General features: G+C 52.0%; 23 protein-coding genes. 21 read left to right on the top strand and 2 right to left on the bottom strand.

Features of this window, described 5'->3' with window-relative positions; translation table 11 throughout:
* Nucleotides 1-18 precede the first annotated feature (18 nt).
* The 15 genes from HMPREF9081_RS09005 (at nucleotide 19) to HMPREF9081_RS08940 (ending at nucleotide 14,145) form a co-directional block, all read left to right on the top strand.
* The gene (locus tag HMPREF9081_RS09005) at nucleotides 19-1,152 is read left to right on the top strand and encodes a TrbG/VirB9 family P-type conjugative transfer protein (RefSeq protein ID WP_245529879.1); all 1,134 of its coding nucleotides are present in this window, start codon (nucleotides 19-21) and stop codon (nucleotides 1,150-1,152) included.
* A gap of 5 nt (nucleotides 1,153-1,157) precedes the next feature.
* Complete coding sequence (locus HMPREF9081_RS14130; protein WP_006306879.1) at nucleotides 1,158-2,009, top strand: hypothetical protein; 852 nt, start codon at nucleotides 1,158-1,160, stop codon at nucleotides 2,007-2,009.
* Nucleotides 1,990-2,112, top strand: a complete 123-nt coding sequence (locus HMPREF9081_RS14850; RefSeq protein ID WP_425358244.1) for a hypothetical protein — start codon at nucleotides 1,990-1,992, stop codon at nucleotides 2,110-2,112. The genes HMPREF9081_RS14130 and HMPREF9081_RS14850 overlap by 20 nt, the downstream gene beginning before the upstream one ends.
* Before the next feature lie 133 nt (nucleotides 2,113-2,245).
* A complete protein-coding gene (locus HMPREF9081_RS08995; protein ID WP_006306878.1) occupies nucleotides 2,246-3,355 on the top strand; it encodes an RNA-guided endonuclease InsQ/TnpB family protein in 1,110 nt (369 codons plus the stop codon).
* Nucleotides 3,328-3,864 (top strand): ATPase, T2SS/T4P/T4SS family, encoded by a 537-nt coding sequence (locus tag HMPREF9081_RS08990; protein ID WP_083812215.1) that lies wholly within the window; start codon nucleotides 3,328-3,330, stop codon nucleotides 3,862-3,864. The genes HMPREF9081_RS08995 and HMPREF9081_RS08990 overlap by 28 nt, the downstream gene beginning before the upstream one ends.
* Before the next feature lie 90 nt (nucleotides 3,865-3,954).
* Nucleotides 3,955-4,401 carry a hypothetical protein gene (locus HMPREF9081_RS08985; RefSeq protein ID WP_006306876.1) on the top strand — a complete coding sequence of 149 codons (447 nt, stop codon included), beginning with the start codon at nucleotides 3,955-3,957 and terminating at the stop codon, nucleotides 4,399-4,401.
* The gene (locus HMPREF9081_RS08980; RefSeq protein ID WP_050795022.1) at nucleotides 4,361-5,062 is read left to right on the top strand and encodes a nucleotidyl transferase AbiEii/AbiGii toxin family protein; all 702 of its coding nucleotides are present in this window, start codon (nucleotides 4,361-4,363) and stop codon (nucleotides 5,060-5,062) included. The genes HMPREF9081_RS08985 and HMPREF9081_RS08980 overlap by 41 nt, the downstream gene beginning before the upstream one ends.
* A 157-nt stretch (nucleotides 5,063-5,219) precedes the next feature.
* Nucleotides 5,220-5,639, top strand: a complete 420-nt coding sequence (locus HMPREF9081_RS08975) for a TrbC/VirB2 family protein (protein WP_006306874.1) — start codon at nucleotides 5,220-5,222, stop codon at nucleotides 5,637-5,639.
* Between the two features lie 9 nt (nucleotides 5,640-5,648).
* Nucleotides 5,649-5,930 carry a VirB3 family type IV secretion system protein gene (locus HMPREF9081_RS08970; RefSeq protein ID WP_006306873.1) on the top strand — a complete coding sequence of 94 codons (282 nt, stop codon included), beginning with the start codon at nucleotides 5,649-5,651 and terminating at the stop codon, nucleotides 5,928-5,930.
* Between the two features lie 13 nt (nucleotides 5,931-5,943).
* Entirely contained in the window at nucleotides 5,944-7,068 is a 1,125-nt protein-coding gene (locus HMPREF9081_RS08965; protein ID WP_006306867.1) for a hypothetical protein, read from the top strand.
* On the top strand, nucleotides 7,055-9,538 hold the full coding sequence (locus HMPREF9081_RS08960) for a TraG/VirB4 family ATPase (RefSeq protein ID WP_006306866.1): 2,484 nt from the start codon (nucleotides 7,055-7,057) through the stop codon (nucleotides 9,536-9,538). The genes HMPREF9081_RS08965 and HMPREF9081_RS08960 overlap by 14 nt, the downstream gene beginning before the upstream one ends.
* Nucleotides 9,535-9,756: a hypothetical protein gene (locus HMPREF9081_RS08955; RefSeq protein WP_006306865.1), complete on the top strand. Its 222-nt coding sequence runs from the start codon at nucleotides 9,535-9,537 to the stop codon at nucleotides 9,754-9,756. Before HMPREF9081_RS08960 ends, HMPREF9081_RS08955 begins: the two co-directional genes overlap by 4 nt.
* 5 nt (nucleotides 9,757-9,761) lie before the next feature.
* Nucleotides 9,762-11,636 carry a hypothetical protein gene (locus HMPREF9081_RS08950; protein WP_040394945.1) on the top strand — a complete coding sequence of 625 codons (1,875 nt, stop codon included), beginning with the start codon at nucleotides 9,762-9,764 and terminating at the stop codon, nucleotides 11,634-11,636.
* 16 nt (nucleotides 11,637-11,652) lie between these two features.
* A complete protein-coding gene (locus HMPREF9081_RS08945) occupies nucleotides 11,653-12,444 on the top strand; it encodes a hypothetical protein (protein ID WP_006306863.1) in 792 nt (263 codons plus the stop codon).
* A gap of 90 nt (nucleotides 12,445-12,534) precedes the next feature.
* On the top strand, nucleotides 12,535-14,145 hold the full coding sequence (locus HMPREF9081_RS08940; RefSeq protein WP_006306862.1) for a type IV secretion system protein: 1,611 nt from the start codon (nucleotides 12,535-12,537) through the stop codon (nucleotides 14,143-14,145).
* A gap of 39 nt (nucleotides 14,146-14,184) precedes the next feature.
* Here HMPREF9081_RS08940 and HMPREF9081_RS08935 read toward each other — a convergent pair whose 3' ends face one another.
* Nucleotides 14,185-14,490 carry a hypothetical protein gene (locus HMPREF9081_RS08935; RefSeq protein ID WP_040394943.1) on the bottom strand — a complete coding sequence of 102 codons (306 nt, stop codon included), beginning with the start codon at nucleotides 14,488-14,490 and terminating at the stop codon, nucleotides 14,185-14,187.
* Nucleotides 14,491-14,585: 95 nt separating this feature from the next.
* On the opposite strand from HMPREF9081_RS08935, the gene HMPREF9081_RS14760 reads away from it, so the two are divergent.
* The 4 genes from HMPREF9081_RS14760 (at nucleotide 14,586) to HMPREF9081_RS08915 (ending at nucleotide 18,505) form a co-directional block, all read left to right on the top strand.
* Nucleotides 14,586-16,499 (top strand): peptidoglycan DD-metalloendopeptidase family protein, encoded by a 1,914-nt coding sequence (locus HMPREF9081_RS14760; RefSeq protein WP_006306860.1) that lies wholly within the window; start codon nucleotides 14,586-14,588, stop codon nucleotides 16,497-16,499.
* 67 nt (nucleotides 16,500-16,566) lie between these two features.
* Nucleotides 16,567-17,454, top strand: a complete 888-nt coding sequence (locus HMPREF9081_RS08925; RefSeq protein ID WP_006306859.1) for a hypothetical protein — start codon at nucleotides 16,567-16,569, stop codon at nucleotides 17,452-17,454.
* A gap of 77 nt (nucleotides 17,455-17,531) precedes the next feature.
* Nucleotides 17,532-17,828, top strand: a complete 297-nt coding sequence (locus HMPREF9081_RS08920; protein WP_245529878.1) for a hypothetical protein — start codon at nucleotides 17,532-17,534, stop codon at nucleotides 17,826-17,828.
* A 140-nt stretch (nucleotides 17,829-17,968) separates the two neighbouring features.
* Nucleotides 17,969-18,505 (top strand): hypothetical protein, encoded by a 537-nt coding sequence (locus tag HMPREF9081_RS08915; protein ID WP_006306857.1) that lies wholly within the window; start codon nucleotides 17,969-17,971, stop codon nucleotides 18,503-18,505.
* A 66-nt stretch (nucleotides 18,506-18,571) separates the two neighbouring features.
* Here HMPREF9081_RS08915 and HMPREF9081_RS08910 read toward each other — a convergent pair whose 3' ends face one another.
* A complete protein-coding gene (locus HMPREF9081_RS08910) occupies nucleotides 18,572-18,763 on the bottom strand; it encodes a hypothetical protein (RefSeq protein WP_006306856.1) in 192 nt (63 codons plus the stop codon).
* A gap of 127 nt (nucleotides 18,764-18,890) precedes the next feature.
* Here HMPREF9081_RS08910 and HMPREF9081_RS08905 point away from each other — a divergent pair, with 127 nt between their 5' ends.
* Together HMPREF9081_RS08905 and HMPREF9081_RS14125 are read left to right on the top strand one after the other, a co-directional pair.
* Nucleotides 18,891-21,104 (top strand): zincin-like metallopeptidase domain-containing protein, encoded by a 2,214-nt coding sequence (locus HMPREF9081_RS08905; RefSeq protein WP_006306855.1) that lies wholly within the window; start codon nucleotides 18,891-18,893, stop codon nucleotides 21,102-21,104.
* 79 nt (nucleotides 21,105-21,183) lie between these two features.
* The coding region (locus HMPREF9081_RS14125; RefSeq protein WP_167535616.1) for a hypothetical protein at nucleotides 21,184-22,502 on the top strand (1,319 nt) is incomplete at its 3' end.

Below are 22,502 nucleotides of genomic sequence, written 5' to 3'. Positions count from 1 at the left end.
ATGCTCTTACAAAAGCGTATGAAAAAGCACCTTGCCGCAACAGTCCTCGGTGGTCTGCTCACCTCCGGAATGTTTTTCGGCGCTCCTGCGTATGCCGCTGACGCTGCGCGTACGGACGCATCAACCGAACAGGTGCAAAGCGATGCACCTCCTATTGAAGAAACGCTTGCCCGATTCATTGCTGATCGTGCAGAGCGCAGCGAGGCAGAGGCGGACAAAATGCCGGCTGTCCGCAAAGCAGAACAGACCGCGCCCGCAAAAGGGCTGACGAAATCGGAAGTACAGGAATTAAATGATCTCCGTGACAGCATCTATGCCGTGAGCATGTCGCAGACGCAGATCATGAACATCCTCGATCGGCTCAGAGAACGGCTGGATGGGTATGAGCGGGAGCAGGAAATGGTTCGTCTTGCCGTTCCGGCACCGACGGATCGCGCTCTTGTCAATCCTGCCCCTGCTGCGTATGTCAATGACACGCAAGATGCGGTCAATGCGCAGGGCAATTCGACAATGACCTTTGCGTATTCTCCCACGCAGCTCTACAAAATCTATTGCAGACGAGGCTATTTGACCGACCTCGCATTCCGTAAAGGGGAGACCATCCAATTCGTCGGCGGCGGGGACACCGCAGGATGGGCGGTGTCTTCGGCGACCGTGGACGGCGTTCCGCATCTCTATATCAAGCCCGTTGTAGAAGTTTCCACGACAAATCTTATCGTTACGACGGATAAGCGCAGCTATCAGCTCATCATCCATAGTGCCGATTGGTACAATCCGATGGTGACGTGGACGTATGCGGCAGAAGATCGTCAGAATATGCTGCAGACGCAGCAGAAAGAACAAGCACTGCGGACGACTTCTGTCAATGTTTCCAGCGTCGAAAACCTTGACTTCAGCTACAAGGTCAAGGGAAAGAACGCAGAATATCGTCCCGAAATGGTGTTTTCCGACGGGATGCGCGTCTACTTGAAGTTCAAGAAAATTCCGCAGCGGCAGATTCCTATCTTTATCCAAGAGAAGGGGAATCGAATGATGACACTCGTCAACTACCGGCAGAAAGATGATTACTACATCATCGATGCCCCGTTTGATAAGGCGCAGCTGCAGGTGAGTGAGCACGAGAACATCACGATCGAGCATAAAGCGAGGTGAGCAGTATGGCGAATATGGGCAGTATCACCAAATTCATTCAAGCCTTTAAGACCCATTTCAACCGTAACCGCAGCCGCACAACGGACGAGGATGAGGCACAGGAGTCTCCGAAAGAACTTGAGGGAGACGCAAGCGACCAGAATCCCGGCGATGTCCGCATGAACAGCGGCGTTCACAAGAGAGTTTATGGGGTTCGACGCAAAATTGTCGGATTTACCGTCATTGGACTCTTGCTTGCGTTCACAATGAGCTATGTCTTCTTTCAAGACGATCCCGGGAGCAAAGCCCCGCGCCGTCCAAACGGATCATCGGTACAGGAGACAAAGACACCATCACATGCAGGAGAAGCTGCCGCAAAGGATGAACTCAGTTACCGTGATCTGCGTGCACTCGACCAGCGAAATCAGGGGACTCGCGTCGCGAGTGCACAGCCGATGGATTCCGATGATGCGCATGTTGTAGCTCGTGTGAATCGTGGTGAGCAAGATATTCCGTCGCAGTCATACAGTGTTGCTGCGTCACCGGGGGGAGGCGTTTATAGTGCTCCGGTGACTGCGGCTGTCCCGACACCTGCTGCCGTCCCGATATCTGCTGCTGTGCCGGCAAATGCTGCGCTTGCTGCGGAAAAACGCGCCGCAGATGAACTTGAAAAACGATTTGCGTCTGCCATCGACTTTGCATTGGGACGGAGCGGCAATAGCAACGCAGGAGGAGAGACTGCCGCAGCCGTCTGGAGAAGCACCGACAATTCCCGCGTCGAACACCTTGCAGACTGCGAATCTGTCCCTTACCTCCGGAAGTCCCTATGTCGTTCAGGCAGGGACGCTGATTCCTGCGATGCTCTTTACGGGGATTGATACCGCCGTTCCCGGGCAAGTAACGGCGCAGGTCAGTGCGGATGTTTATGACAGCCTTACCCAATGCGCCGTAAAGCCCCGCCCTTTAGGGCTGGGGATATAAGGCGCGTCCGCCGAATTTGCGCAAGCATTTGAAAGCGGACAATTGATTTTCGCTTTTCTTTGCAGTAAACTTTCATTGATGGGATGAAAACAATCCATCGAGAATCAGAAAACATCGCAAAGGAAGTGAGAAAATGAAGACCTACTGCTTTAAGCTGTACAAGGCAAAGAGAAACCGAAAGCTCCACCGACAAATCAATGCGGCAGGTCTCATTTATAATCACTGTATTGCTCTGCACAAACGGTATTATCGTCTATATCACAAATCGCTGAACGTCTATGCCCTGCAAAAACATCTCACGAAGCTCAAAAAGATACCCCGGTTTTCCTATCTGAAAGAAATCGGTTCACAGGCGGTGCAGGACATCACACAGCGGATTGACCGTGCCTACAAACTGTTTTTTCGAAATCTGAAACAAAAGGTGCGCACGGCGCCGCCCTCGTTCAAGAAGGTGAGAAAGTATAAATCGTATACCTTGAAGCAGGCAGGGTGGAAGCTCCTAGAGGGAAATGCCGTCCAAATCGGTACGCAAAAGTACCGCTATTTCAAAAGCCGTGCCATCGAAGGTGTGGTCAAGACCGTCACCATCAAGCGGGATGCACTTGGGGACCTCTATCTTTATTTCGTCTGTGAAACAGTGGAAAACGAAGTCTTGGCAAGAACAGGTAAAAGCGTCGGCTATGACTTCGGACTCAGGCAGTTTCTCACAGCATCGGACGGAAACGACAGGGAAGCCCCACTCTTTTTCAAGGAGAATGTAGCAGCGATACGCAGGGCAGGGAAAGCGCTTGCACGGAAAAAGCAAGGGTCGAACCATCGAAAGAGGGCACGACTTGCACTCGCCCGTTTGCATAAGAAAACAGCCAATCAGCGCAAAGACTTTCATTTCAAGCTGACACATGCGATCTGCGAGGAATACGCTCTTGTGTGCATCGAGGACTTGAACCTGAGGGGAATGCAGAAACGATGGGGCAGAAAGATCTCGGACTACGGCTTTGCGGAGTTTGTGAAAATTCTCGAACATCAGGCGAGCAAAACAGGAACGAGCATTCAAAAGATAGATCGGTACTATGCGAGCTCACAAACCTGCCATATCTGCGGCGCGCAGAATCCGGAAACGAAAGATTTGCGCGTCCGAGAATGGACATGTCCGCATTGCGGTGCCGTTCATGATCGGGACAGGAACACCGCAAAGAACATCTTGAAGGTTGGGGCATCGACCTTCTTTGGAGAGGCATTGTAAGACCTGCGCTATCGCAGGCAAATGCCGTCTGTATCCAAGAATCCCCCGGCTTTAGCCGTGGGGAGTATGTCAAGATTGAGGACACGAAAGAACTCAAGTGCACGGCGGAGAACTATGTCGCACTCTCGACCACAGACACCGTGGATATGGATAACCTGCTACGGAAAACGCTGCGCCTCTCGCCGAATCGGATTGTCGTCGGTGAGGTGCGCGGCAAGGAGGCATTGACGCTCGTCGATGCGTGGTCAACCGGGCATCGCGGGGGCTGCTCCACCGTACATAGTGACAGTGCCCATGATACGCTGTTCCGTCTTGAGGATCTTGTCAGTCGCGTTTCCATCTCCTCACAGCAAGCGGGCATTGCCCGCGCCATCGATGTGATTGTCTACATCGAGCGCAGGGCGGCATCGCGTGTTATTGCGGAAGTGCTCTCTATTGATGGATGGGACAGAGAGGCGCATGACTACATAACGCATCGACTGGATGAGCCGAAAGAGCTGGAAGATTAAGGAACTGCCAGATATCATGCCCACAAAACGGAGAAGATGATATAATAGGGGAAGGAAGAAGAGTTATACACTGCGGAAAGGAGCGTCGTCATGAAATACATATCGGGACTTTACGCACTCAATCTCCCCTGTTGTTTGGAAACAGGCGGCGATTGGCACGCCTTTTCTTTATCGTGGGAGAACATTCCCTTGTGGGATACGGAGGATTCACCGTTTGGAACAGAGGGCATTGAACAACATCATAGTCTCATGGGCAAAGAGGGCATTTTTTTTGTGGCGAACCACATCCGCGCCTGTCTTGATCTGCTGTGGGCAGGAGACTTCTCCAATCTGCAAGGAATGCGCCGCGATTATATCTGCACGGATATCTATGATGCGAATATTTTTGCCGCAGTCTGGAAACTGTACGAGACGGCGCATTGGGCGAGCATTGATCGCTTCATGGAAAAAGAATACCGAATGAAATGGATTCTTTTTAGAAAGGAACAAGAAAGCAATGGATACAGCACAAGTGCGCCATGTAGAAATCATGCGTAATTTTTTGACCGAACTCAATAAGGAAACTGATACGTTCATCTTAAAAGGAGGGACAGGGCTTCTTCTTTCCTATGGGCTGAACCGTTTTTCCGAGGATATTGATTTGGACGGCGCAAAAAAACGGCTCAAGGGATTTGTCGAGCATTATTGCAGAAATCACGGCTTTTCCTTCCGCATTGCCAAAGATACGCCGACAATCGAACGATTCATGCTCGCCTATGAGCCGACCTTACACAAGCCGTTGAAAATCGAGATTTCCTATCGCAGCCGCAGCATTCCGGCGCATACACATCATTGTGTGGATGGCATAGAGGTCTACACCATCGACCGAATTTGTCAGTTGAAAACAGGCGCATATCAGGGGCGGGATAAGATTCGCGATCTCTATGACATCTGCTTCATTTGTGACAGATATTTTGACGAACTATCGGATTCGACAAAGGAACAGTTGAAAGATGCCATGACCTATAAGGGGTTCGAGTATTTCGATTATGTCACTTCCACACAGGACGACGCGTTGATCGATAAAAATACATTGGCAGACCTTTATCTGAAGATGTTTGAGAAGTTGGATCTTCTTTATTCTGAGGAGGAAGTCGAACACATAAAGGAAAATAGCGTCGAAAAAGAAGACGATGAACAAAAAGCATGGAGCCGTTGAATACGGTGAACAAATAATTTTATAAAAAGGAACAAACAATTCCATTACAACGAACTTATAAAATCGTGCAGTATTTTTTTACTGCGCGATTTTATAATAGAATGCGGGATTCTTTATCCCGCAGGATAGCAGATGTAATTTTAGGGAGGAAATCACAATGAAAATCCAGCGTGTAAAGATGGAACTGAGCAGCAAGATCGCGGCGATGCGCAGCATCACGAAGAAGGATGTTCTGTCCTTCGCAAAGGCATCTCTGCCGACGCTTGCCCTTATGGGGCTTTATATGCTGCCGGCAGCTGTTGGCTTTGCAAATGATGGGGCTGCGGAGACGATCACGACAGGCATTGACCCGCTCGATAAGCCCCTTCAGACCATCTCCGCCGCACTCACCGGTCCGATTCCGAAGCTTGTCATTGCAGGGTCTATTGCGATGGGCGGTATGAGCTGGGCAATGGGCTGGAAACAGCAAATCATGACGCGCTGCGTCAAGGGAGCGAGTGGTGGAGCAATCGCACTCGGCGTTGGCAAGTTCATGGAGAATATGTTTGGCACCGGTATCAGCGGTACCTTGTTCTAAGGGGTCACTATGGATGAGAATAAAAATGTGCAGGGTGCCTCGTGGATTCATCTTCCAATCTACCGGTCGCTGACGGAGTACATCCTATTTATGGATGTGCCACGCAGCTGCATTGTCTGGAATGTCGGCGCAGCACTGCTTATTCTGCTGACCCTTGGACTATCCTACTGGTACGTTCTGAGCGTGAATGTCGTTGTGCATTTCGCTGTACGTTATTTTTCGATGGAAGACGCGCAATTCTTCGAGTGCTTCAGTCGCTATTGGTCAAAGCGCGACTATTACTCAACGTAAAGGATCGTATGCTATGTCTTGGAAAGAGTATCATCTCGACAACAAAACAATCGCAGACTGGCTGCCTTGGGGTGCATTGACACATGAAAACGTCATGCGCAATAAAGACGACAGCGTTTTGGGGGTAATCCGCTACAAGCGGTTCGATCCTCCGCAGCATGTCCAGTTCTTCGAGTGGAAAAACCCCATCTTTCTGCCGACATTCCGCAGAGGATGGAGCATCTGGATCGAAGAACAGTATGCAGTGGACGGGGACGTAGAGTGCTTCCTTACCCTTTGCTGGAATCCTTTCCTCAAGGATGACGAAGTGGTGAACGGCTTGGAAGACACGCCACAGCTCCTCTACGACATGGAATATGATCTTGCGGTGACGCTGCGTCGGATGGCGTGGAGTTTTCCGAAGGAAGCCGAGGCGACTGTCCTTTCTTATCAGGAGATTGTCGATTATCTTACCTTTTCCTTGACGCTAGGACGGACGCACGTTGCTATGCCGGATGTCCCCGTCGATCTGGATGTTTTTCTTACGGCGGGGATCGATCTTGACTTTGCGAGCAATCATGTCCGCCTCGGTGATGAGAAGTTACTCGTCTTGACACTGCCGTCCGTCGTTGGCTCACAGGAGTCGGTGCTGCGGCAGCTCACCGAGGATCTTCACGGTGCCGGGATTCCATGCCGTCATGTGCAGCGACTGCTTCTTTTTGATAAAGCGGAAGCGGAAAAAGAGCTGCGAAATTACACAGGGAAATGGTGTCCGTCACGAAAATATATCAAAGATATTTTGACGGGGCACATGCTGCAGCGGCTGAACGGGTACTACAATAATCAGACCATTGCGCTTGTCTCGCAGGAAGATTATGCCCGGACGGAAGCGTATCTTGAAAAACTTCTTGGGACGCTTGGGATTCCGTATATCGTTGAGGATTATAATGCCAAAGATCTCTGGTGGGGCAGTCTGCCCGGACTTTTCCGTGCGGCAGTTGTCCCGCCGATCTGCGGCTTCCGGACGATTGAGGAGCTTCTTGCAACGAAAAGCATAGCGCAGCATACACCGGAAGCCCCGACGCCTCCTCTGCCGCCGGAGCTGGAGGAGCTGATCGTGTCGCAGGACTGGGAGGAGAGTGAATATGTACCGACTTAATCTGTTCCGGCGCAAGGTGGATCGCCTCTCGGATATTATGCCGTTTGGTCGTATCACGAGTATCACGGTTGCGGAGCAGCATGTTGCTGTCTGCATCAACAAGGACGGATCACTCCTCGCGTCATGGCGCTATCGCAGTCCCGATCTGGATTCCTCTGTGGAGGAAGAGCTTGCGGTGATTGCGAATCGGATGCAGGCGTCGATCGCGGCGATGAAGACGGGCTTTACGCTCTACTTCGAGGCGCAGCGCGTTCCGTCTACCGCATACGAGACGACAAATGCTTTTCCGGACATTGTAACGCGGGGGATGGATGCAGAACGCTGCCGCCTCTTTTCGAGCGGTATGTATTTCGAGTCTCATTTCTATGCAACACTTCTGTTTTTGCCGCCGAAGGATCGGCAGGAACAGCTCAAGGAGTTTATCGTTGAGGGGCGCGAGCGCAAAGTTACCAAAGCGGATGATGTACTCGAATCGTTTGGCGAGCAGCTCCACAAGCTCTACCTGATGTGCCGCAATTTGCGCATTGATACGGAATTTCTTGACGAAGACGGGCTTTTTACCTATCTCCATTCGACGGTTTCCGATCGTCCGCGTGCGCTCAAATATCCACAGACGCCGTTTCTTTTGGATAAGTACCTCTATGATACGCCGCTCTACGGGGGACTTGAACCTCAGCTCGGGCGCAAGCACATGCGTATCATTGCTCCGATCTCCTACGGCAAGGAGTCCATTTTTGGACTCTTTGACGAGTTTCATCGTCTCGACTTTGCATATCGCTGGGTGACTCGTGTTTATTGCATGAGCAAGAATGACGTGATCAGCCAGCTGGATAGTGAACGTCGGCAATGGAAGGGGAAAACGCAGTCGCTTTCCTCTACGATTGCCGATGTCACCGTGCGCGACAGCGTACAGAATGCCGAAAACATTGATGATGTCGCCGTTGATCGCATCGCCGAAATTCGGGATGCGATGAACGCAGTTGAGGGCGATCACATCTCTTTCGTCTACTACTCGACGGCGATTATCGTCATGGACGAGGATCGGGAGGTAGTAGAAGAAAAGGCAAAACTGATTCGGCAGATTTTTATCGAGCGCGGTATGCAGCGTGTCAAAATCGAGGACTTTAACGCCATCGATGCGTGGCTCGGCTGCATTCCGGGACTCGTCGGGGCAAATATCCGCAGACCACTCATCTCGACCGGAAACCTCGTTCACATGATGCCGCTCGCCCTTGCATGGGCAGGGGATGAGCGAAACAAGCATCTGAACGGACCGCCGCTCCTCTATACACAGACGGACGGCAGCACGCCGTACCGGCTCAATCTGCACATCAAAGGCGTTGGTCACTCACTCATGATCGGACCGACAGGAGCCGGTAAATCCGTCCATCTCAACTGTATTGAGGCGGCGTTCCGTAAATACCCGAATGCGCGCGTCATTATCTTTGATAAAGGCGCATCCAGCAAAATCCTCACGATGGGTGTCGGCGGCAAGTTCTACGATGTCGGCAAATCACGCTCGCTTTCCTTTCAGCCTCTTTCACGCATCGATGATGAGGATGAACGGCAATGGGCGCTTGACTGGCTCTGTGACTATTTGCGCGAGGAGGGCGTTGAGGTCACGCCCGAGCAAAAAAGCATCATTCGCGACTCTCTTGCCACTGTGGCAGGAATGCAGGAGAGCGATCGAACGATGACGACGTTCATCAGCTTTCTGCAAAGCAGAGAGCTGAAGACAGCGTTCTATCCGATGTCCCTCGCCGACGATCAGGGCAACAAAGGAGAATACGGGGAGATATTCGACAGCAACAAGGATCATTTATCCATCACAAGCTGGCAGAGCTTTGAGATGGAGACTTTGATGAACGCGCGCCGTATCGTCGGTACGACACTCATGTATATCTTCCATCGCATCGAGAACGTCGTGAAAAGCGCGGAGAAGAAAAATCAGGAGCCGACGCTCATCGTCCTTGATGAGTGCTGGGTCTTCTTTCAGAATCCGATGTTTGCGGAGAAAATCAAGGAATGGCTTAAGACGCTGCGCAAGTACAACACATCCGTACTGTTTGCCACGCAGTCGCTGGACGATATTGCAAAGTCCCCGATCCTTGATACCGTCCTTTCCTCCTGTCAGTCGCGTATCTTCCTGCCGGACAAGCTCGCGATCACGGAGAGCCGGATGGAGCTTTATCGGCAATTTGGTCTCAACAAGCAGCAGATTCATCTGCTTGCCCATGCGCAGCCGCAGCGGGAATACTACTATGACAGCCCGCAGGGGTCGCGCCTTTACAACCTCGCACTCGATCTGTGCCCGTTCACGCTGTCATACGCAGCCGTCGGAGATGTTGCGCTCGCAAAATGCCAACGCATTATCGAAAACTACGGTGCAGAGAACTTCAATGAGCATTGGATCAAGGAAAATGAGCTTGTAGTTCCGGAATATCCGAAAGAGGAGGCGGCAGCATTATGACGACCAGCATCATCTTTCTCTGCGTCCTCATGATCTGCTATTTTGCAATCCGGGTCAACTGCATTGAGACGCGCATGAACGCCCTAGAAAAAGCTCTGAATCAGGCGGTCAAGGAAGGGAAGATTGACACGGAGATGCTCGGCAAGCCGTTCGGGGGGAATGCGAGCGGCGTCGGTGATTTCTGGTCGGCACTCAAAGCCGCATGGAAAGAGCGGTGAGCAGGATGGACGCAGCGCTCGCCTACCGCACGGAAGCTCTTGCCATGCCAAATCTCCTTGCCGCTGTGCGGCGCATCGAAAAGAATGTGCTGCTTTCCATGAAGAACGAGGGGTACGGAATCAATCAGCTGCGTACGACCCTGCATGAAAGCCGTTATCCCCTTCTTTTCGACGATCAGGACGTTGTAAACGAATATTTTCGTGAGATTCTGCCGCAGGGGGCAGCAGAAGAAACAAATTTCAATCTTCCTGCACCGGGCGCACGCTTTAATGCCCTCTACGAGAAGCCGCTGCGGCAGATTGCAGGAATCCTAGCGGCTGCAGATCAGGGGATTCTCGAGAATATGCGGGCGCAGCATATTCCGCGCGGAGAGGTGCGTGAGGCGTATCTCGGCGGAAGCCTCTACGGCATTCTTGCCGGTGATACAGCAGAGCGCACCGCATTTGAGCATCGTGTCTGGAAAAAGCACCGAGCGATGATCGTGGAATCCGTTAAAGCAGAGACGGAGGGGATGCAGTCGCTTTTTCAAGAAGTTTGGGAGCGTCGCAGCAAGGAGGCAGCGCGTCCCATTGCCGTGCGCGAGGGCGAGGGAATTACGCAGTTTCTTCGGGATTCCAACGCACAGGAGGAAACCGCAGCGCAGCTTCTGATGGGAGCGACCGACTACGAGGGGCGGGACAAAGAAGCGTATGTGCGGAAAATCGCCTCCGCTGCCGTCCGTGAGATCAGCGTATATGATGGAATCGATGCGGCATCCCCAGATGTGGAAAGTGACACAGAAGTCTATCGGGCGTGTCTCAAAGATGCGATGCGTACATTGCGGCGAGATACCCTTCCATACGAAGCGGAAGCGCAGATTGTAGGGGCACTGCGCGCTGCAGGAATGGATGAGGAACTGCTGCGCGCAGGAATCCTTCGCGCATCGCCTCTTCTCGCTGCCGCAGGGAGGGATACGGATAAGACCCTTGCGGCACTTTTGGCGGGAGAACCGGAACAAGCCTCTTTCTTCGATGGGGATTATGGGGATTATGTGAAGTTTGCGGATATCTATCAGCGTCTCATCACGGATTATGATGACGCGCTCATCGACGCCGGAGCGGATTCCGGTGTCGCCGCAGATCGCCGGCATTATAACGTCTTGGCGGCGCGGGAACTCATCACGAAGTACGGTGTCAGCGAGGAGGAGGTTAGGGAACTGCTCCTCGAGTTTGGCGGCATCCCGGATCATGAACGGACACAGGAGTACCTAAACCAAATTCTTGCGGAAGCGAGAGAAGTGCAGGAAGTGTCTGTCGGGAGCGCCTCGGAAGTATCGCAGACAGATGCCGCACCTGTTTGGGAGGGCGTCCGGCGTACACAGGGCGATGCGGTACGAATCCGAACACAGGATGCTTCGGAGGAGAGAGAGGAGGTCGAGAAGGAGCAGGAACATACACCTGCTTCTTTCCCGACCGACAAAAAAAGCATCCGCGCAGCGAAACATAAGCTCAGAGAATACAGCTTTTCCGGTGAGCGGGTGCGCGTACGTGGCGATAAGGATGCAGAGGAAATGTATGAAAACTGCCGCGAGGAGATTGAGCGGGATATTCCGCTGCCATTTAACGGGCAAATGGATGAGCAGATCATCCTGCATCTTTTCTCCATCGGCTATGAAGAGCGCGAGATTGAGAATGCAGTTCAGCATAATTCCCCACGCAGACGCTCGCAGAAGGATTATGCAAAGAACATTGTAAAGAGCGTTCAGACACGGAATCCGGGGCTGCAGAACGTCATCAAACAAGCCGAGACCAAATATTTACAGACCAAAATGGAGCAAGGACAGACGCTGACTGCCTACGAAAAAGAGCGTGTCCTCGTTCGTGATGTGCCTACCGGCTAGGGAAAGGAGAAGGACCATGTTCAAGAATTGGAGTACGAAGCGCTTACAGATGGCAGTTGTTACGGGGCTGCTCCTTGGCGTCACAACGCCACTTGCGGCAATGATGATGCGCAGTCATCAAACAGAGGCAGCCGTCGCCGTATTCGACCAGCAAAATATTGAGGAAGCAATCAAGACAGCGATCACCACGGCGAAAATTCTCACCACAGAGGAGAAAGAGCTGGGGCTGATGATTCTGGATGCCAAAAAAATCGACATTGACATGTTGAAAGGCTGGATGCGGAAGAACAAAAAAGCGGAAGACCTCTGCAAAACGATCGACATTGTGCAGGATATTGTTGCACTCAAGAAAGAGGGGAAGATTCCCAGCATCCTCAACGTCAACAGCTCGGCGACCGCGATTCTGAAAAATGAGATCGGGGCGATCGAGGATGCGATCAACGGCAAGGCGACCCTCGTCGATCTCTACAAGCAGACGCAGAAGAATCACAAGGCGCTTGATGCGACCTACCGAGCAGCCGCTGAACGTGCACAGGCTTCGCAGAAGGTCACGGAATCGACGAACGAAACTGTCCATGAGGCTGTTGCCGCAGCAAACAAGGCAGAGGGGCAGCAGCAGATACTACAGGCGGGAATCCAGATTGCCGCTGCGGGGGTGCTGCAGGGCGCCGATCAAAAGGAACTGCTTGCCCAGCTCCTTGCAATGCAGGCGCAGAAGTGGTACGTCGATAACACGGAAAAGGCACAGGCAGAGGCGCGCGATCGGGCGGTAGCCAACAGACTGCATGATTTTGCAGGAAAACACTGAGAAAAATGAACTTTTGCGAAAAACATTCAGGTGCCCAATTTGGGCACCTGAATATAATCGTAAAAAATTCATAAACAGATATATAACATCATGAAGACGGAGGAGTACATGGAGACAGCAGGGATTGCACGAAAACTAAGGGAACGACTGCGCACGAAACATATTCTCCTCATGCTTGCCGTTTTTGGTCTTATCCTCTTTCAGATGAACGGCATCGGCTTTGCCGCAGGTAGTTCAGAAGACATTGCGAGCGCCGGTACAGGGCTTGGGGGAACATTCGATCAGAATCTGACCACGCTTGCAAACGGTGCTGTCAAGGCGATGCACGTTGTCCTTGTCGTCATGACAGCGATCGCGGGCATGATGGTCGCCTTTGGCATCGAGGACGGCAAAAAATTCATCTGGCAGCTCATGCTGGGGGCAGGACTGGCTTTCAACTTCGGCTCATTCTTGATGGGATCGGGTGTCTGGTCGATGGCAAATCAGACAGCGCAGACGCAGCAGGTGGAATATTTCACGCCGGAACTTGTGAGCGGCGAAGGGACAAGCGTCGAGGACATCAACATACTTGGCTCTTTTATGAACCATTACACGGAGCATGTGATTGTGCCCGGCGCGGAGAATATACTGCCCTACTGTCTCCGTCTCCTCGTCATCCTGACCGTCGTACAGGCAACCTGGGAGCTGACGGTCAAATTCATGTCGGGTGACAAACTCCAATATCTCATCAACATGACGCTGAAAATGGGGTTCTTCATGTTTCTCATGATGAACTGGATCAGCCTCATGGGATCGCTCATGTCCGGATTCGAGGTGCTTGGATTCCGCGCCGGCGGGAACAATACCGCGATTGCGAACAATATTGTCGGCGAGGCAAGTGATACCTTTGTGCAGATTGCGCTGCGGATGTTTACAGCGATCTGGACGCCGAACTCTGACAGCTGGATTCCGGATGTCGTACAGACCATCGCGACTGCCATGCAGCCCGGCGTACTCCTCCTCGACATTATTTGCATCCTCGTCATTGGAGGCTGCCTCTTTCTGGTCGCGCTCGAGATGTTCATGGCGCGCATCGAGTTTTACACGATGGCGCTTCTTGCCTTGCCGTGTCTTGCATTCGGCACAATGAACAAATTCAATTTCCTCACGGAAAAGGCGATTGGCGCGATGTTCAACCTTGCCCTCAAGGTCTGCGTCATCGCATTCCTATCGGCGGTATCAAAGCCGTTCATTGAAGGATTTGCCGACAAGATTATTCAGGCGGATAATCCCGCCGAAGACCTTGCCCTGCTGTTTCAGGCAGTGCTTGCCTCACTCCTGATCTACTTGCTCGTCAAGAAGATTCCGCAGCTCGTTTCCGGACTTCTCAGCGGACAGCCGCAACTCAGTGGCAGCGATATGACCGGTGCACTCAAAGGGGCTGTTGCCGGCGCTGCTGCGGCAACGGGGAACATTGCTGCGGCACAGGCGGCAGCGGCAGCTACGGGCAAGGGCGGTATGACAGGAACACTGACACAGCTCGGTCGCAATTATGTGATGAGCCGCAGCCCCGTACGGAGCTATCGTGATGCGATCGGGAGCTTCCAGCGCACGAAAGACAACTCCGGTTCGCGCATCCTGCAAGAACTGCGATCGGGCATAGATAGCCGAAACAGGCAAACAGCGAATGCTGCGCAGCCGGGCAACGATACCAACAATTAAAAACGACGGACAGATTGCTTTCCTGTCCGTCGTTGGGTGTTATCGTTGGTTCTGTTGTTCGAGGTGTTCGACGCGCTCGCGAAGATTTCTATTCTCTATCAGGAGTTCCTTGAGCATTTCTTTAATTTCGTGGATATGCCTGTTGTTTTTATGTACGCCGTCATTTATGTTGCGTATGAGGTAGGTGAAATCAGGGGAGGCGTTTGCGGGACCGCATCCGGTCACATATCCCAATTCCAACGGCTGCGTTAGTTTCTGCATGAGCTTTTCGTGTTCCGTCATTTCACGCTGTTGTGACGGAGGCGGCGCAGGTATTTCTTTCTTCGATCCCCAAAACAGTCCCATAATCCTCAGTCCTTTCTGCTTTCTTTGCCAGTAATGAAAGCGTAGCACAGTTCTAACGCCTTGACAAGTCCTATTTTTTGAGAGGAGGTCGATGTATGCGCCACGTTTTGACCGTATTTGCCGCTTTGTTCGCCCTCCTCATCTCCTTTGTTCCGGCGCAGTCCGCAGCGGCGATGCTGATGGTTTCTCCGGTCGGTCAGCCGATGGTCGTAACCAGTCCGCAGGGGTACCGCATCCATCCCATTAGCGGTGTGAAATCCTATCATGCAGGTGTCGATCTTGGTGTCGATTATGGAGATCCAATCTATGCTGCCGCATCGGGCACGGTGAGTTATTCGGGCTGGATGCAGGGCTATGGCAACACCATCATGATCGATCATGGAGGGGCACTCTATACGCTTTACGGGCATAATCAGGAACTTCTGGTCGGCGTGGGGGAGTATGTAACGCAGGGAATGCTCATCGCAAAAGCGGGGAGCACGGGCAATTCGACGGGACCGCATTGTCATTTCGAGGTGCTTCCGAATGGTGTCTATGGAGAGCCGACCGATCCCGGTCTCTACGTCCCTGGGCTGCTCGAACTGGAGAAGGCAGAGGGCGGCGGGCTTGGGCTTGGTGGTGTAGATTTCCACGGGCACACAAAGGATTGGGCGGTCACAGAGGATTTCGCAAAGCCCATCAGCGATCTCGTGAACAAGGTCGTCGAGCTTATCACGACAGGGCTGGAGGCGTTGCAAAACTATGTGACGAAGATCTTCTTTGTCCTTGTGGCAATCGACCTTGTGCTCGGTGCAATGAATAAGGCGATGACACCAACGAGTGAAGACCGTGAGGGACTCTTTAAGTGGCTCGTTCGACGAGGACTCTTCTATGGGTTCTGTCTTGCGCTCCTCTACAACTGGGGGGATTTTGTCGGCAACCTTTCGCTTCATGGCTTTCCTGCTCTTGGCGGGCTTGCCGGTGGAAATCCGGAAGCTGCGGAAGCGGCGGTCTCCGATCCGACAAAAATCGTGCAGAAGGGCATGAACATTATCGCGCCGATCTTCAACGGCGCAATCCGTTCCGGCGGCATCTCCGATGTTCTGAGCCTTTTGATCGGCGGTGCGGGTGCCGGTGCGGTTCTGCTCATGCTGATCCTTGGATGTATTCTGTTCCTGCTCTTCTGCCTCATCGGGTACTATATCGCGCTTGCCTATGTCGAGTTCTATATGATGGTTCTCTTTAGTTTCACCGTCTTTCCTCTGGCGGGGCTGAAGCATGTGCGCCATCTCGCCTCGAACGGCATCAACAGTGTATTTGCGGCATCGATCAATCTCATGTTCTTCTGCCTCTTTGCGGCGATGCTCCAATCGACAATGGAGCACATCGTCGTCGGCGAACTCATGTCACAGACCGTACAGGCGCAGTCTGCCGGAGGAGCACCCGGCGCATCCGGTGTCTCCATCTCCGGTCGTCCAAAGGCTGAACTGGCTTACCGCATCGCACAGATCATGCAGGAGCGGTATGGAAAAAGCCTTCCTCCTGAATGGATTTGGGCGCAGCTTGCACTCGAATCCGGGCACTTTTCGAGTGCACTCGCTGTTGAAGATTACAATTACGGTGGCATCAAGGCGGGAGATGGAGCAAAAATAGCGGGAATATCGCCGGAGGGCGATAACTACCGGCACTTTGACAGTGACGAGGAGTATGCACAGTACGCCGCGTCAAACTATAACGCCTACGCTGAAGATGGGATCTATAACGCAAAGACCGTACAGGAATTTGCGGCAGCACTCAAGCACGGCGGTTATTTTGGCTCATCACTCGAATTCTATACAGCTACCTTGATGGGGATCCTAGGAGGAAGCGGCGGTGTTGTGAAACAAGCTGTTGCAAACAACATCCTGCTCTTGCAGCTCATTCTTGTTGTCCTTATGTATATGTATTTTGCTGACCGCATCAGCAAACTTGTCAATACGCAGTTCGGTGGGGCAGGGTTCAAATTGTCCGACCGACAGGGGATGTTCTGAAAACGAATCATAATCGGATCTGTTCAGGTGCCCAATTTGGGCACCTGAATAAAGGAGGGGGAAATTCATGTTAGGAAACAAAAAGCGGCGAATGACGATTCTGCTCGTTGCGATATTTACAGTCGCAGCATCCGTCGGCGCACTCCTTTCCAATGTCCATCAGGGCGAAGCATGGGGCGGCTGGGGGGACCCGTGGGAGCCTGAAAATTATTGGGATCCCGTGCGTATCTCATGGCGTGATACCTTCGACCCCGCACACTATTTTTTCAGGGACTTGGAGTGGCAGGGCGGTTCTGTCTACGACTACACACGCATCATCAAATCCGTTCTGTTCGGCGAAAAATTTCTGCATATCGTCGAGAATATTGCGGAGCAGCTCGGCATTGACATCATCAACAAGATTCCTCTGGATCCGATGATTATGCACCTTGCCACAGGGTTGACGGAGGAAAAACAGAGCCGTGCTGCTGAATTACATAATACAATGCAGAAGGATTTGCTCACGGAAAGCAACGCGTTCCATTCTTACAATGAGAGGCACGAAGACTACGACGCACCGCGCAACCGCGTGCGCCAGCGCAAGGAAATCTCCGCATCCGCTGCCAAATACGTGCAGATTGCAGAGGCGGCGATCGCAGACAACGATAACACGAGGGAGACCGTACACCGTCTTGTGGAAGCGGCTGCCAACGCCAAAGGCGAAACAGAGCTGCGTCAGATCATGGAGCAGCTGAACGCGCTCAGTGTCGCAGATCAATCACAGGTGACAGCCCTGCTTGCGGCGAAGGTTCAGCTCGAAAACGATCAGCGTCAAGTCCAACTGGATGAAGAGGTCGAACGGGAAAAACAGGCGCAGAATGCAAAGATTATCGTCACCGACCCGTATAACGAGGAGCGCGCTGCGGCGAGCGGTTACGAACGTGAAAAGCCGCGCGGATTCGTTCGCTTCAAGTAAGACAAGGGCGCATCGAAGGTGGGATATGGTCTTTGATGCGCCTTTGTGGTATAATGCGAACAAAGGGGGGCGATACAATGACACTCGAATATAACGTAACCATTCATTTAGAGGTTCTGCGGGAAGGATTCGCGGAACTGTTGTCCGACATCCGACGGTTCAAAGATTTTGTTGGCGTTGCGGCGATGGATCAACGTCATCCGCTTGCCATCTTTGAAAAGCAAGTGATCGGTCTCTATCATGGGATTCTTGGCTCGGGCTACAATACAATGGCTGATGTGCAGGAACTGAAGGGACAGCTGATTTTTGCTCGTGCATACATAAGGGAAATGGAGACCGAATATGCCGGAGAACTACAGCGCACAGGAGCTTGATGAATTGTACGCGACTGTGCACCGTACATCAGCCGCGAGCAGGTGGAGGAAACGCTGCGTGCATACGAGCAGTTCTTTCCCAATGAGGAATGTGGGAGAGGTGCGCGATAGTTTGCTGAGAACGGACGGGAGGGATTCTCATGTATCAGAAGATCTTGTATATGACCGCTGTGGTCATGGCGCTCTTTATGGGCACGGCTCTCGCTGCGCCACGCGCGATGACCGTTGATGATGTCGCGATCGCCGGCATTGCCCCCGGCAACGATCTGAGCTATGTGCGCAGCATCTACGGTGAGCCGGACGGCGAAAAGACAAAGCGGTTGGGGAATTATCCGGCGTATCTGGTCGATTATTACGGGCAGGGATTTGTCATCACCTATGACATTTACGGCGGTGTGCAGAATCCGCTTGTCCAAAAGATCGAGAGTACAAATGCAGCACTTGTGATGCCCTCCGGCATTCACGTTGGGATGAAGATTGCAGATGTGCAGCAGGTATTTAGTGATGTTCAAGAGCCCCCTCACTATGGTGTAAAGACGGATATACAGTATTGGTCGCCTTGGCTCGCGATAACAACGTCAGATGGAAAGGAAGGCGTACGGTCAGTCATCTTCGACGTTGACAAAAAAGGTGTAATCCAAAAGATTATTATATTCGATAGATATGGTCAAGACTAAATAGCTTACTAAGCAAAAAGCACCTGCTTACGGGAGTCTCCCGCAAGCAGGTGCTTTTCGTTTTGTTCATCCATTCTTTATTACGTATTCCTCATTTTCTTTCCAGAACGCTTCAATCCGCTCCTCATCGGTCATATTGAGATCTTCCTCTTCCAGATCGTAGCCGCATTCCATTGCTTCCTCCTGTGTGATGATATCACCGCCGATGAAGCGCGGGTCGGCAGGGTCGACATGGATGGCATTGCTTCTGAACTGCATGGCATTCCCTCCCTCTCTTTGCTTTTATTATACACAATGCCCTGTCTGAAATCTATAAAAACGTGCAGTTTTTTTATTCTGCATGACTTTACAATGAGAGGAGAGATGTACGAAAGGAGATCGGATCATGGCAGACGAAAAAAGATTTTCACGCAAAGAAGGAGCACCCAAGGAGGATCTTTACGCAAAAACGACACAGAAAATCATCGAACTCATGGAGAGCGGAAAGCTCCCCTGGCAGCAGGGATGGGACAACAACGTCGGCGCAGCACTTGTCTGCCCGATCAACGGGAAGAACGGCTACCGATATGGTCAGCTCAACAGCGTGTACCTGTCCTTTATCATGGCAGAAAAAGAAAGCGACGACCCGCGCTTCTTTACCATGCTGACACTGAAAAAGCAGGATGCTGCCTGTCGGGAGCGTGCCGCTCTGCTGGAAAAGCAGGGAAAACCCGTGAACCCGGAGCTGAAATGGCAATATGGCGTCAAAAAAGGTGCCAAAGCCGTACGGATCCAAGTCTCATGGAAACAGACGACGGATCGGTATGGCAATCCTCTGCCCGAGGAAGAGCAATATTGGAGAAAGGATTACCGCATGGTATTCCATGCGTCGGACTGTGTGCGCCGAGAATATCCGCGTGACGAGAAAGGACAGCTCATCCGTAATGCGGACGGCAAGTGCCGCTATATCGACCATCCGCTCAGACCCTATGTTCCCAAGGAAAAGGGCTATACACATGAAGAACAGTATGAGATTGCAGAGGGCATTCTAAAGGCAAGCGGGGCTGTCATCAAACATGACGTTCCTGCGGCAAAACCTTATCCATGTTATACGCCGTCAACGGATGAGATTCATCTGCCGCCAAAGGAAGCATTTCCGAGTCTTGGCGAATACTATGCGACGGCTCTGCATGAGCTGGCGCATTGGACGGGGCATAAAGAGCGACTCAATCGCTCTGTGACAGGCAATCACAAATCGCCCGCATACGCAAAGGAGGAGCTGCGGGCAGAACTAGCCTCGACATATTTGTCTCTTGATCTTGGTCTTCCGATGAATCCGACAAACCATGCGGCTTATGTGCAAAGTTGGATCAAGAATCTCAAAGAGAACAAGATGGAGATCTTTCAAGCGTCCACCGATGCGCGGAAGATTGCGAATTACATCAAGGACTTTATGCCCGCACGCTTCCGTGCCGAAGAACTCCCGAAGGTCGAGGATCTGGTCAAGGTCGCCGACACAAATACACTGACGCAGCCACCGGAGTCGCAGGCTCTTGGGAGCGCACGTTTTTACAAGTATCTCCTGACCGAGCGTCCGGCAGATGTCGGCGCAGTTCCAAAGGAGAATCTCTATCTCGTCGACCCGGACGACAAGTCCGCACAGTACGGTGCTGTATACTACGAGAAACAGCTCCCTGCAACTGTGGCAGCGACCTACAATCTGACGCCAGACTACAGCTATTTTGCCAACAAGTCGGTTCATGTCACCATCTACCAACGCAAAGCGGATGCTGCGCCAAAAGAGAAAGGCAGTGCGGAAACATCAAAGCCGCTGTATCTGAACCGAGATTTTGATATTACAGCACAGGAAAACTACATTCGCACAGACGTAATGCGGGAACATGGGATTGACCGTGCTTTTGCACATTTTTGTATGCACCCGCCGCAGGAGGGGCGTCCCCTTGCGGAGGGGGATCTCATCGAGATGGATGGTCGCATTTTCCAAATAAGCGATGTCGGTTACCGCGAACAGGAGCTTCATGCGCATAAAGGCGATTTCGTCCTCACACCGCTTGAGGATGAGCGTGTGCAGCAGCTTCGCACAGCGGCGCAGGAAAGTGTCGGCGAGGACACCTATCAGCTCTACTGTGACAAACTACGGGAAATGTTCTATCGTGCTGCACAGACAGAAGAGACACTGCACGCGCATCCCGGATTCTTTGTCGCAACAGATGATCCGAAGGAAGGTGAACGCCTTGCCCTCGATGCCGGCTATGCACGTGGTTTTCGCGAACGCGTATATAGGGAAGGACTCTCCGGCTATACGCCAACCGATGAAAAGGGCTGGCAAAAGGCAGATACGGAGTTTGCTGCAGCAACATTAAAATCCTCGATGGAATCCGATCCGGAGGCGATTGAGCGTATCGATACGTTGCGCACATCGATTGCTGACGCCATTCAGCGGAACAGTCCGAATGCAGCTATTTCGCAGGATCGTTCCTACGGAAAGCAGATCGTGCAGAAAGCAGAAAAGAGGGCAGCAGTTCGGCGTCTTATTTCAGAACAAAAAGCACAAGCAGAAGAACGAGCAACTGAGCCTGTCGTGGCATATAGCAGATAAAAACATCCGGCGGATTCCGAGGGAACGGGCGTCCCGAAGAATCTGCCGGATGTCATGATGGAGGAAAGAGGGGGATGATGTGTTAAATAAAAAATGGGAGGATATGTCCGACGCTGAAAAAGCTCGCGTCCGAAAAGAGGAGCAGGAGAAGTTTTCTCGTATGCAGCCGATTGCGGCATCGACAAATGTCATTCATGCAGATACTGCGGCTGCTGCGCGTAAGATGGCAATCGAATACTGGAAAAAGAACTACCCCAATGGTGTAACCATCAATACCATCGTTGGTGATGTCCAGATTGATGTACAAAGCATAAAAAGCAGCTTATTTCATGGACTTATTCAGCGTAAACTTGATGTAATTCCTACGCTACAGAAAGGTGTGGAAAGAGCAGCTTATTTATGTGCTCTGGGAGATTTTGATGGAAAAGAGAGCAAAAATCACTATTTTTTGTACAAGGTAGATATTGATAGTGAAGAAAACCTCGTCCTTTGCCGTGTCAAAGAAAATTTTGGAAAGAAACGGCTATATATTCATGAAGTAATACCAGCAATGGAGTTTGTGCATATAGCACAAAAAAGTGATGCCCTTCAATCCCAACCTGCTGACAAAAGTCACCTACAGTTGAGAGGCATCACTCTGTATAGGGATATGATAACAGATTTCATGCAGGGTGTCAATGGGGAGTTTTACCCATTGCAGAAGGAGGAGAAGAACATGCCGGATCAAAAAGCTGCACCGGAACTGCCGAATGCAGAAACAGAAGAATTGTTCAGCGACAACGAACTCAGTGTCGACGAAATGGAGGAATACCACAAGTGGCTGGAAGAAGAGCAGCAGAATGCGGAAATGTATTATCAGGAGATTTCCGACAGCCTGACGATGGCTGAGGAGTCTCTGGACGACAACGCCGTCAAGGAGCTGCGCGGCATCGCCGACGATCTCCACACAAGCATGAAAAATGTGGAGGAGGCAGAACAGAGCTGCGGCGCGGATCAGGAGACATGGGACGGCTATGCGCCGCGCCATGAGAATATCATCCGGACGATCGAACAGGCGGGAGACGCAAAGAGCGAGGGGAAATCCGATGAGGAGTGCAGCAAGGTTCTTCTCGACGCGCAGGAATCCATGCGCGAGGGAGCTGCCTATATGCAGGAGCGATGCGAGCTTATCTTGCAGCGGGAGAAGGAGTATCAGGAGCAGATCGAAGGGCTTCGCCGACGGATCGAGGAGCTGGAGCGCGAACGCGAACTGAAAGCGCAGTCACCCGAGGAGCTTGCCCGCTGTCTCGCCGTATCAACGGAGTTCCTCGCTGCCGTCGATGCTATGCGCAAAGAGGCAAAGAACCAGCCGCGCATTGTTGCATCTGAGATGTTTGCTGCATCGCGGGAATCTTTGAC

It is taken from the genome of Centipeda periodontii DSM 2778 (assembly GCF_000213975.1).
Lineage (GTDB): Bacteria > Bacillota > Negativicutes > Selenomonadales > Selenomonadaceae > Centipeda > Centipeda periodontii.
The sequence above is the reverse complement of the archived record's forward strand: the minus strand, read 5'-3'. Positions and strand labels throughout refer to the sequence as shown.